This window comes from Mycobacteroides saopaulense, from assembly GCF_001456355.1.
In the GTDB taxonomy this organism is placed as follows: domain Bacteria; phylum Actinomycetota; class Actinomycetes; order Mycobacteriales; family Mycobacteriaceae; genus Mycobacterium; species Mycobacterium saopaulense.
Genome location: NZ_CP010271.1, coordinates 1,887,019 through 1,897,534 on the forward strand (window position 1 = coordinate 1,887,019; position 10,516 = coordinate 1,897,534).

A 10,516-nucleotide genomic window follows, 5' to 3' on the forward strand; every position below is an offset into this window, starting at 1 on the left:
ACATACGAGTGGTTGACTGGCTCGCCCTTGAGCTGCGTCGCCACGGTGTCGATTTCGTCTTCGGAGTCGACGGTGCCAACATCGAGGACCTTTACGATGCCGTGCACTACACACCGGGTATCCAGGCGATCGTCGCCAAACACGAGTTTTCGGCGGGCACCATGGCCGACGGCTATGCGCGCGCCACCTCGCGGATGAGTGTGGTGGCCACGACCTCGGGCGGTGGCGCCGTCAATCTCGTTCCTGCGCTTGCCGAATCGTATGCAAGCCGGGTGCCGGTGCTGGCGATCGTGGGCCAGCCACCCCGTCCCTTGGAAGGCAACGGCGCGTTTCAGGATGGAAGCGGACGGGCCGGAAGCATGGACCTCCAGGCGGTCTTCCGTCCCGTCTCCGGACACTGCGCGCGCGTGGAGCGCCCCGAGGAAATCGCGGAGGCACTCGCGCATGCCCTGGCCGCTATGCGGGATGACCTGCCTGCGGTTCTCTTGATCCCCAAGGATGTTCAACAGGCGCACCTGACCGCCGTGCCGCCGCTACAGGGTCGGCCCGAACGCCGCCCGGCGGTGCCCGCGCAGCTCGCCGACTTCGCGCAGCATCTGGCCGATACGCCCGGCCGGATCTTGGTGGTGGCGGGGCCCGAGGTGGCTCGACACGACGCCCGCGGCGAGCTGTCGGACCTCGTCGATCGTTTGGATGCCTTTGTCGCGGTATCCCCGGACGCCAAGGACGCCGTGGACGGTGAGGATCCGCGACTGCTGGGCGTCATCGGAGTCATGGGACATCCGGCGGTGGAAAAGGTGCTACGCCACGGTGTCACGTGTGTGTGCATCGGAACCACCATGCCGGTGATGACGCGAGGGGGTGTCGACTTTTCCGAGACGCCGGTCCTGTCCATCGGTTCGGTGACGCCGCATATCGAGTCCCGTCACCTGCAGACCGAGAACCTGGCATCGACTCTGGCCCGGCTTGCCGCCGTCCTGCCCACGCGCGTGGACGCTCCTGATAGCGAAACACTCTATGCACCAGCTCATCTCGAACCTCCTGCCCATGACGGCGGCGGAGTCCGATACCACGATGGGATGCATGTTCTGGACAGGGTGATTCCCGACGACGCGGACATCTTCGTGGACGCCGGCAACACCGGAGCCGCCGCTGTGCACTATGTGGGCGCGCGGCGGCGAGGGCGCTATGTCGTCGCGCTCGGGATGGGCGGCATGGGATATGCCTTCGGCGCCGGCATCGGCTGCGCGTTCGCGCGGGGCGGCCGCACCGTGGTGATCGCGGGTGACGGCGCATTCTTCATGCATGGCATGGAGATTCATACCGCCATCGAGCACCGGCTACCGGTGACATTCGTCATCGTCAACAACAACGCACACGCCATGTGCGTCACCCGTGAACAGCTCTACTACGGGGGAAACTACAGCTTCAACCGCTTCGCGCTCTCGCATATCGCGTCCGGCCTCGGTGCGATGTTTCCTGGTCTGATGTGCCATTCGGCCGAAACCGTGGCCGATTTCGAGGCCGCCATGCACGACGCGATGGCTCACAGCGGCCCCGCCGTGGTGGAGGTCATCTGCTCCACAGACGAGATACCACCGTTCGCCCCGTTCCTGTCATCCGAGATCGCTAAGGAGAAAACGCATGACCGACACGATTTCCGAAACCACCAAAGCCTTGCCCGCGCTTAGCGATATCGCCGCGGACGCCGGCACCGAGGATGCGCTTCCCGGAGTGCACCGTATCGAGACCTCACCCCGTGAGAAGGCGACGCCGATCATCATGGACATGATGCGGTCGGTGTACCCGCACGATCAGGTGTTCGGGCCGTTCTGCACCGTTCAGGAGTATGTGGACTGCCCGCCCGATGAATTGCATCGCTATCTGTCGGACACCCGCTGCCTGGAGGAATGGACGTACAGTCTGCGTGGCTTCGAGGAGACCGATGAGCCCGGCCTGTGGGTTGCCCACGACCGCTTGGGATCTGACACGCTGATCTATACCCGGACAGAATCGAACGCCGAATCCGGGACCGTGGACTACCACTGTGCCTGGGATCAGGGCGATCACCTGTGGATGATCTACCTCATGCGAGTGGTCGATGCGCAAGTGGTGCTCAACAAGCCGGGCTCGGTTGTGCTGTGGACCAATTGCCATCACCCGTTCTATGACGAGAATCCCTATCCGGAAACCGCTCCACCGCAACGTAAACCGTGGGTCGGGGACTTCTGGGACATGTTTGGTGCGGGCCACCTGTTGGAGCTGCTGAACCTGAAGGCCATTGCTGAATATCGACACAGCCACGGGCTGCCGATTGTTCCGGAGTGGATGAAATGACCGTCAGCATCTTCGACATCTCCAGCTATCTTCCCGAGAACCGGGTCAGTGCTGACTACTTCGCGCAGTACGCGAAGGACGACGATCTGGCCGAGAACGTCATGTTCCGTAGTCCGGCCTATCGGCATCACATCGCGGCCGACGAGACGGCGGTCGACATGGCCGAGCGCGCAGTGGCTGGTCTGCGGGAGCGCCACGGACAGGCCGTGCTCGACGAGGTCGACATTCTGCTGACCCACACCCAGCTGCCGGACCTGCCGTTCGTGGGCTGCGGTGGGGAGGTCGCCAACCGGTTGCAGATCCGACCTGAGTGGATCCTGGATGTGCACAACGGTGGCTGCGTGTCGTTCGTGCTGATGCTCAAACTTGCTCAGCAGATGATGGCCTCGTCGAGTGCGCGCTCCGCACTGATCGTGAACATGCAGAACGCGGCGGGACAGATCTTCGTACAGGAGCAGGTGCGGTCCACCGCACAGGCGTCGATACCGGGAGACGGTGCTACCGCGGCGTTGATCACCCGTGACGGAGGTTCGCCGGTCTTGGGCATCGAGACGCGCAATTTCGGTGAGTATGCCGGTGACATGACCTACGCGGTGACGCCTCATCGCAAGTATTGGGAGGCCGGATCCGGGCAGGGGCGGGTGGCCTTCACCGAGCACAAGATCAGCAAGGTGCTGGCCCGCGGTAACCGGATGGTGCCGGAAGTGGCGCTCGCCGTGTGCGATCGGATCGGGGTTGCTTCGACGGACCTGGACGCATTGGTGACCAATCAGCCCAACCGGATCTTCCTGCGGAACTGGCGCGATGCCCTGCAGCTGCCCAAGGAGAAGCATCCGGACACGTTTGACGAATGCGGAAACCTGTTCGGGGTGGGCATTCCGCACACGCTCGACCAGGCGATCTCCGAGGGGCAGGTTCGGACCGGCGACACCGTGATGCTGGCGGGATTCGCCCATGCCGGTGACTATGCGGCTGCGGCCGCGGTGCGATGGGGAGGGAGGGGTCAGTGACGGTGAGTCCGCTCCGACTGGCATTGAACGAAAATCCCTATCGTCCATTGCCGTCGGTGCGCGATGCGCTCAGGCACGACATCGCGGAGGTGAATCGATATCCCGAGTTTCTGCCCGTCGTGCTGCCGCGATTGATCGCCGAGCGAGTGGGCATGACACCCGAGGAGGTGGTGGTGGGAGTCGGGGCCACCGGGGTCGCGTTGCAGGTGCTGCAGGCCCTGTGCAGGCCCGGTGATTCGTTGGTCTTCGCACATCCGACCTTTGACGGGTACCCGATACTGGCCGACATAGCCGGGCTGATTCAGGTTCCTATTCCACTGGCGGACAACGGTATGACCGATCTCGATGAGCTATTGGGTGCGGCATACGACGCCGATGCGGCCGCCGTGGTGCTATGCCGACCGCATAATCCGACCGGAACGCTGATACCGGCCGAGCAGGTTTACGGGTTTGTCCGTCAAGCGCCGCCGACCAGCGTGGTCATCCTCGACGAGGCCTACATCGAATTCGTGGATCCCGATGCTCACCTGGACATACCGCGCTTGATCGCGACGCATCCCAACCTGGTTGTGTTGCGTACCTTTTCGAAGGCATACGGCTTGGCCGGGTTGCGGATCGGCTATGGATTGGCCGCTCCCGCGGTGTGCGGCGTGATCCGTCGCTATCAGCTCCCGTTCGGCATGAACCGGGCTGCGGCGGTCGCGGTGGCGGCGTCCTACGCGGCCGAGGACGAGCTGCGGCTCCGGGTCGATTCGATTGTCTACGAACGTGATCAGCTCCGGAAACGGCTCGCCCAGATGGGTGCACACATCCCGCAATCGCACGCCAATTTCGTGTATCTGCCGGCGCGCGGCGATGGTGCGCCGTGGATGTCGCTGCTGGGAACGGGTGACGTTGTCGCCAAGGAGTATCCAGACGGCGGTGTCAGGCTCACGGTCGGCGATCCGCGCGAGATGGCCATCGTCGCACGGCGGCTGCTGGAGGTAGATGAACTCGGTGATGGCACAGCACCTCAGTTGAGTAGGCCTGCTTCATAGACTGGTTGGCCGCGGCGATCCGTCCCCCCGATTGCCGACCCCGAAACGGCAAGGACCGCCGCGGTCAACCCCAACTTCTCAGAACGCGTAGCGGTGATACTGCGCCATGTATCGAAGCGTCGGCGACAGCGACATCGCCTTGGCCAGTAGCCGATACGCCATCTTGGTTCGTTGGAAGGTCTCCGAATCGAACGGCGACTCCCACTCCAGTAGCTGCAGCTTGGGGATGGCGTGGATGAGGTCTTCGGGGCGGTCGATTCCCCAGTACAGCGTCGCTCCCGAGCGCCGCACCACGGCATTCGACCATTGTGTCTTGATGCCGAACCGGTTGAACGCATCGAATTGCAGTTCCCCGTAGGGGAAGTGATCGACGATCCGGCGAAACAGTGCAATGCCGTCCTGCTCCTTGAGGTACATCGTCAACCCCTCGCCGATGGCCAATACCGGACGGCCGCCGGGAATGTTCGCGAGCCATCCGGGATCGATCACCGACGCCGAAACGACGCGGTAATGATCACGCGTTGGATAGAGCTGGTTACGCAGCGTGGCCACCTCGGGGTAATCGACGTCGTACCACTCGATCCCGGGGCCGGGATTCAGCCGGAAGTATCTGCCGTCGAGACCGCAACCCAGATGCAGTACGACCGCCTCGGCATGCCTGGACAGGAAGACGCGGGCCCAGTTGTCGAAATGCGCCGAGCGTGTGGTGACGGCGGGGGAGCGGCCGGCGGTGATGGTCGTCTTGGACCAGTCGTAGTCGATGCGGTCGGCGATATCACGGGCCAGCCGGTCTCCGAGGATCGGTGTGGGCAGATCGGCGTCGAGCGCCTTGGCGTAGAACGTCGCCAGCATGGTCTGCGGGGCTCCGCTGAGATCGACATGAATCTTCTCTGGGTAGCTCATGAAACCCGACGCTAACGCGGATTTTGAGGCGCGCAGAGCACTCTGAACAGTCCCCGGCGTGGTGTTCAGCCCCGCCTCTCTAGGCTGAACGTCATGCAACGGATCATCGGTACAGAGGTCGAGTACGGCATTTCGTCGCCCACGGACCCCGCCGCCAACCCGATCCTCACCTCCACGCAGGCGGTGCTGGCATACGCCGCGGCAACGGGGATTCAGCGGGCCAAGCGCACCCGCTGGGACTACGAGGTCGAGTCGCCGCTGCGCGATGCCCGTGGATTCGACCTGGGGCGTACTACCGGCCCGGCTCCGATCGTCGATGCCGATGAGGTCGGGGCGGCCAACATGATTCTCACCAATGGCGCCCGGCTCTACGTCGATCACGCGCACCCGGAGTACTCGGCCCCCGAATGCACCAACCCGCTGGACGCCGTCATCTGGGACAAGGCCGGAGAGCGCGTCATGGAGGCCGCCGCCCGCCACGTCGCCAGCGTGCCCGGCGCCGCACGGCTGCAGCTGTACAAGAACAACATCGATGGAAAGGGTGCCTCCTACGGCACCCACGAGAACTACCTGATGGACCGCCAGACGCCGTTCTCCTCGATCATCGCGGGCCTGACCCCGTTCTTCGTGTCGCGCCAGGTCGTCACCGGTTCCGGCCGGGTGGGTATCGGGCCCTCGGGCGACGACGCGGGATTCCAGCTCTCCCAGCGTGCCGACTACATCGAGGTGGAGGTGGGCCTGGAAACCACCCTGAAGCGCGGCATCATCAACACCCGAGACGAACCGCACGCCGACGCCGACAAGTACCGCCGGCTGCACGTCATCATCGGCGACGCCAACCTTGCCGAAACCTCGACATTCCTCAAGGTGGGCACCACCTCGCTGGTGCTCGACCTGATCGAATCCGGCGCGGATCTATCGGACCTGCAGCTGGCCCGACCGGTGCATGCGGTGCATGTGATCAGTCGTGATCCGTCGCTGCGGGCGACGGTGGCGCTCGCAGACGGTCGGGAGCTGACGGGCCTTGCGCTGCAACGTATTTACTTGGATAGGGTGGCGGAGCTGGTCGCCTCTCGCGATCCGGACCCGCAGGCCGACCACGTCTTGCAGGTCTGGGCCAAGGTGCTCGATCTACTGGAACGCGATCCGATGGAGTGTGCGGACCTGCTGGACTGGCCCGCCAAGCTGCGGTTGTTGGAAGGATTCCGGCAGCGCGAAAATCTGAGCTGGTCGGCACCGCGGCTACACCTGGTTGACCTGCAGTACTCCGATGTCCGCCTCGACAAGGGCCTCTACAACCGGCTCGTGGCCCGTGGCTCCATGCAGCGGATGGTCACCGAGCAACAGGTGCTGGACGCGGTGACTCGGCCTCCTTCGGACACCCGGGCCTACTTCCGCGGCGAGTGCCTGCGGCGGTTCGGTGCGGACATCGCCGCCGCGAGCTGGGACTCGGTGATATTCGATCTGGGCGGGGATTCGCTTGTCAGGATTCCGACGCTGGAGCCGCTGCGTGGCAGCAAGAGCCATGTGGGCTCTCTGCTGGACTCGGTGGATTCGGCTGCTGAGCTGGTCGATCAGCTCACCACATAACGGGTTGGGCGACGCACACTTGTGAAACGTCACCTCGTCGGCGCTGCCCGGTAGGCTGAACGGAACCGACCTAGAGTCAGGAGGCAGCGATGGCGCAGGAACAGACCAAGCGCGGTGGTGGCGGAGACGAGGACGACGTCACCGACCTGGGAGGACCGGCCGGGCAGGAGCGCCGCGAAAAGCTGGCGGAGGACACTGACGATCTGCTCGACGAGATCGATGACGTGTTGGAAGAGAACGCCGAGGACTTCGTGCGGGCATACGTCCAAAAGGGTGGCCAGTGATCTGGCGCGATGACTCGATCGCGCCCCAGCAGTTCACCCGGCACTCGCACCTCTCCTCCTTCTCGGAGTACCTGAGGATCCAGGCTCCGGAGCTCCTTCCGGCGCTCGGAAAGGCGAATGGTGACGTGATCTCCAGCCTGCCGCACGGGACTACCATCGTGGCGCTCACCTATCGCGGTGGGGTGCTGATCGCCGGTGACCGGCGCGCGACCCAAGGCAATTACATTGCCAACCGCGATATCGACAAGGTGCAGATCACCGACAACTACTCGGCCACCGGCATCGCCGGGACCGCCGCCATCGCCGTCGAATTCGCCCGGTTGTACGCGGTCGAGCTGGAGCACTACGAGAAGCTCGAAGGCGTGCCGCTGACCTTCAACGGCAAGGCCAACCGTCTGTCGGCGCTGGTGCGCGGCAACCTTGCGGCAGCCATGCAGGGCTTGGTGGCGGTGCCGCTGTTGGTGGGTTACGACATCGACGATCCGAACGGCGAAACCGCAGGGCGCATAGTGTCTTTCGATGTTGCCGGTGGTTGGCATGTCGAGAGCGACGGCTATCAGGCGGTGGGTTCGGGTTCGGTGTTCGCGAAGTCGTCGATCAAGAAGCTCTACAAGTCCGGTGGCGACGCGCTGAGCGCGCTGTCGGTGGCCGTGGAGGCGCTGTACGACGCGGCCGAGGACGATTCGGCAACGGGCGGGCCGGATCTGGTGCGCCGGGTGTTCCCGACGGCGATTCGTATCGATTCCGGCGGAGCGATTCGCGTGCCCGAGGCCGATATCGAAAGCATTGCGCGCGAGGTCATCGAGAAGCGGACCGAAGCGGCCGAAAGTGGTGATCCCTCATGACCTTTCCGTATTACGCCTCGGTCGAGCAGCTCATGCGCGACCGTTCGGAGCTGGCGCGCAAGGGAATCAGCCGTGGCCGGTCGGTCGTGGCGCTGACCTACGCCGACGGAGTGCTGTTCGTCGCCGAGAATCCGTCCAACTCGCTGCAGAAGGTCAGCGAGGTCTACGACCGGGTGGGTTTTGCGGCCGTCGGAAAGTTCAACGAGTTCGACCGCTTGCGCCGTGGCGGCATCCAGTGGGCCGACATGCGCGGCTACGCCTACGATCGCCGCGACGTGAGCGGACGGCAGCTGGCCAACATCTATGCCGAGGCGCTCGGCACCATCTTCAACGAACAGGCCAAGCCCTACGAGGTGGAGCTGTGCGTCGGGGAGGTGGCCCACCACGGTCGCGACACCGAACCGGTGCTGTACCGAATCACCTACGACGGGTCGATCGCGGATGAGCCACATTGGGTGGTCATGGGGGGCAACACCGAGCCCGTGATCAACTCGCTCAAGGAGAGCTACGCCGAGGGCGCCACGCTCAAGGATGCGGTTGGTTTCGCGGTGAAGGCACTGCAGGCCGGGACGGCCGGCACCAATGGCTCCGAGGGCCGGGCGCTGGGCGGACTGGAGGTGGCGGTGCTGGAACAGAGCCGTCCCCGCAGGGCCTTCCGCCGGATCAAGGGTGCCGCTCTTGAGGCGCTGCTGCCCGAAGATTTCTCGCCGGGGCAGACCGAGGGCGGCGGCGATCCCGGGCCCGAGTCCGGCGATTCCAAGGACACCAAGGACAGCTAGCCGCCGTCGTTGTTTGTCCACAGCCTGAAAATCGAGGGAACCGGGCAGCCGCACTGACGGTCCTACCTGCTATCGAACCCGTATAGCCCCAGGTAGGAGCAGTCATGTCCCTCGATGACCCGGACACATACATCGACCTCTCGACGCTGCGGCTCGCAGACGGTGCCTGTGAGGAGCTGGCGACGCGCTGCGAGCTGCTGCGAAGCGCATTTGCGAGCGTCATCGCCCGCCTGGAGACCTTCGCGCCCGTCAACCACGCCATCTTCGGCGACTGCGAAGAGGGGCGGGGGTGGGGCAGGGTCCTGCATGACGCCGCCCTGGCGTCGAGTGGATCGTTGGGTGCGGTACTCGAACAGCATCGATCCGTGCTGACCGAGTTCGCCGAGAGCTATCGGCGGATCGGTGACGCCTACCTCGACGTCGACAGGAGCTCCGCCGATCGCTCCCGGAAGGCGATGAGATGACCGGCACCGTACGGTCCGACGAATGGCACGGTGAGAAGTGGAGCCATGAATCGATCATGGACATGCAGGCGAGGATGGCCCCAGCGGATATCACACGCATCGCTGTAGAGTGGAAAGGCCATCTGCGAGAGCTTGATTCGCTGTTCTCGACCTTTCTGGAAGACGTGACCGCGACCATCGACGAGAGCTGGAGCGGTCCGGGGGCGAGGGCGGCTCTGCGCACCATGCGGGCGTATGTCGAGAACTCGCGCACCGCACTGGACCCGGCGCTCACCCTCTCGTCCGGTCTGGACGTGCTGGCGTCGGCGACACGAGAGCTGCAGCAGAAGATCGCGTCTCCGCCCGCATCGGCACCGGTCAGCAAGTTGGGTGACCTTCCTGGCTGGAGCGCGCCGTTCTCCGAGCACCTGAGCCGGTGGGAGCAGGCCTTGAATCAGGTGCAGACCATGTACAGCGGTCCGGCGATAGCGGCCGGAAACGCCGTCGCAGAACTGGTCGGTCCGCGGGAACGACTTCGCTTTGGTTCCGGACCGGATGCGAGCGTCGCGGCGGCACGCGATCGATCGTCCGATGAACAAGCCGAGCGTGCCGAGGAGTTCCTGGCGCGGTGGGGGCTGGGCGCGCAGGGGCAGAACCCGCAGCAGATGGTCTTACCGGGTGGCACCGCCATGGCGCCGCAAATACCTGCCATGACGAGATTTGCGGGTAACGCATTGCCGGGCAAGGGTTTCGGATCGGGATCGACATCCGGATCGAATATCGACGAGCTTGGCGAAGACGATGTCTACGCGGGTCAGGACTGGATGCGCGACCCGTTGTGGCGTGAGAGCCCGACCCGCAGCGCCGGATTCGAATCGACGGCGACACGCCAGCCGCTGGCTCCCGACCGGATGCCCCCACTCGCTGCGGGACCCACCGCCACGAGTGGCGGCGGTATCGGCACTGGCGCGGCGCCACGGTCATGGGGCGCGATGATGCCGATGATGGCCGCGTATCCGCCGCACGCAGGTCAGCGGCGAGGCGACGAGAACGAGCATTACTGCCCGCGGTACCTGGTCAACGGTGACAACACCCGCGAGCTACTCGGCGAGCTGCCCAAGGGAGCGGCCCCGGTCATCGGCCTGTGGGATAGCGACCCCGACGAGGACACCGGGCCAGCGCTCCGACGTGGGTTTCGTTCGCGCTGAGTCGGACTCTTGAGGGTCCGAGTTTGCGCCGGTATCAATACCGGGTGCCTTCCACACTGTCCGCAGATTGCTGCTGTCGC

Annotated in this window: 11 protein-coding genes; 10 read left to right on the forward strand and 1 reads right to left on the reverse strand. The window is 64.6% G+C overall.

Annotated elements, in window-relative coordinates:
• The first annotated feature begins 2 nt into the window (after positions 1–2).
• Genes MYCSP_RS09415 through MYCSP_RS09430 form a run of 4 tightly spaced genes read left to right on the forward strand, consistent with a single transcriptional unit; the run spans position 3 to position 4,384 of the window.
• Positions 3–1,691 carry a thiamine pyrophosphate-binding protein gene (locus MYCSP_RS09415; RefSeq protein WP_162266339.1) on the forward strand — a complete coding sequence of 563 codons (1,689 nt, stop codon included), beginning with the start codon at positions 3–5 and terminating at the stop codon, positions 1,689–1,691.
• Entirely contained in the window at positions 1,678–2,337 is a 660-nt protein-coding gene (locus MYCSP_RS09420) for an SRPBCC family protein (RefSeq protein WP_162266340.1), read from the forward strand. The genes MYCSP_RS09415 and MYCSP_RS09420 overlap by 14 nt, the downstream gene beginning before the upstream one ends.
• Positions 2,334–3,347: a 3-oxoacyl-ACP synthase III family protein gene (locus tag MYCSP_RS09425; RefSeq protein ID WP_083018325.1), complete on the forward strand. Its 1,014-nt coding sequence runs from the start codon at positions 2,334–2,336 to the stop codon at positions 3,345–3,347. The genes MYCSP_RS09420 and MYCSP_RS09425 overlap by 4 nt, the downstream gene beginning before the upstream one ends.
• Positions 3,326–4,384 carry an aminotransferase class I/II-fold pyridoxal phosphate-dependent enzyme gene (locus MYCSP_RS09430; protein WP_083018323.1) on the forward strand — a complete coding sequence of 353 codons (1,059 nt, stop codon included), beginning with the start codon at positions 3,326–3,328 and terminating at the stop codon, positions 4,382–4,384. Before MYCSP_RS09425 ends, MYCSP_RS09430 begins: the two co-directional genes overlap by 22 nt.
• A gap of 78 nt (positions 4,385–4,462) precedes the next feature.
• On the opposite strand, the gene MYCSP_RS09435 is transcribed toward MYCSP_RS09430, so the two are convergent.
• The gene (locus tag MYCSP_RS09435; protein ID WP_088413663.1) at positions 4,463–5,287 is read right to left on the reverse strand and encodes a class I SAM-dependent methyltransferase; all 825 of its coding nucleotides are present in this window, start codon (positions 5,285–5,287) and stop codon (positions 4,463–4,465) included.
• Between the two features lie 93 nt (positions 5,288–5,380).
• On the opposite strand from MYCSP_RS09435, the gene dop reads away from it, so the two are divergent.
• From dop to MYCSP_RS09465, 6 genes are all read left to right on the forward strand, one after another.
• Positions 5,381–6,877: a depupylase/deamidase Dop gene (gene dop / locus MYCSP_RS09440; RefSeq protein WP_083018319.1), complete on the forward strand. Its 1,497-nt coding sequence runs from the start codon at positions 5,381–5,383 to the stop codon at positions 6,875–6,877.
• A gap of 89 nt (positions 6,878–6,966) precedes the next feature.
• Complete coding sequence (locus MYCSP_RS09445; protein WP_030095612.1) at positions 6,967–7,161, forward strand: ubiquitin-like protein Pup; 195 nt, start codon at positions 6,967–6,969, stop codon at positions 7,159–7,161.
• The gene (prcB, locus tag MYCSP_RS09450; RefSeq protein ID WP_083018316.1) at positions 7,158–8,006 is read left to right on the forward strand and encodes a proteasome subunit beta; all 849 of its coding nucleotides are present in this window, start codon (positions 7,158–7,160) and stop codon (positions 8,004–8,006) included. The genes MYCSP_RS09445 and prcB overlap by 4 nt, the downstream gene beginning before the upstream one ends.
• The gene (gene prcA / locus MYCSP_RS09455) at positions 8,003–8,785 is read left to right on the forward strand and encodes a proteasome subunit alpha (protein ID WP_083018314.1); all 783 of its coding nucleotides are present in this window, start codon (positions 8,003–8,005) and stop codon (positions 8,783–8,785) included. The genes prcB and prcA overlap by 4 nt, the downstream gene beginning before the upstream one ends.
• Before the next feature lie 104 nt (positions 8,786–8,889).
• Entirely contained in the window at positions 8,890–9,249 is a 360-nt protein-coding gene (locus MYCSP_RS09460) for a hypothetical protein (RefSeq protein WP_083018312.1), read from the forward strand.
• Positions 9,246–10,436 (forward strand): hypothetical protein, encoded by a 1,191-nt coding sequence (locus MYCSP_RS09465; protein WP_088413664.1) that lies wholly within the window; start codon positions 9,246–9,248, stop codon positions 10,434–10,436. Before MYCSP_RS09460 ends, MYCSP_RS09465 begins: the two co-directional genes overlap by 4 nt.
• The last annotated feature ends 80 nt before the right edge of the window (positions 10,437–10,516 follow it).

Excerpts from the sequence above, each read along its gene's own strand:
- MYCSP_RS09465 (WP_088413664.1), top strand. The coding sequence starts at position 9,246 with ATGACCGGCACCGTACGGTCCGACGAATGGCACGGTGAGAAGTGGAGC.
- MYCSP_RS09425 (WP_083018325.1), top strand. The coding sequence starts at position 2,334 with ATGACCGTCAGCATCTTCGACATCTCCAGCTATCTTCCCGAGAACCGG.
- MYCSP_RS09430 (WP_083018323.1), top strand. The coding sequence starts at position 3,326 with ATGGGGAGGGAGGGGTCAGTGACGGTGAGTCCGCTCCGACTGGCATTG.
- MYCSP_RS09460 (WP_083018312.1), top strand. The coding sequence starts at position 8,890 with ATGTCCCTCGATGACCCGGACACATACATCGACCTCTCGACGCTGCGG.
- dop (WP_083018319.1), top strand. The coding sequence starts at position 5,381 with ATGCAACGGATCATCGGTACAGAGGTCGAGTACGGCATTTCGTCGCCC.
- MYCSP_RS09445 (WP_030095612.1), top strand. The coding sequence starts at position 6,967 with ATGGCGCAGGAACAGACCAAGCGCGGTGGTGGCGGAGACGAGGACGAC.
- prcA (WP_083018314.1), top strand. The coding sequence starts at position 8,003 with ATGACCTTTCCGTATTACGCCTCGGTCGAGCAGCTCATGCGCGACCGT.
- MYCSP_RS09435 (WP_088413663.1), bottom strand. The coding sequence starts at position 5,287 with ATGAGCTACCCAGAGAAGATTCATGTCGATCTCAGCGGAGCCCCGCAG.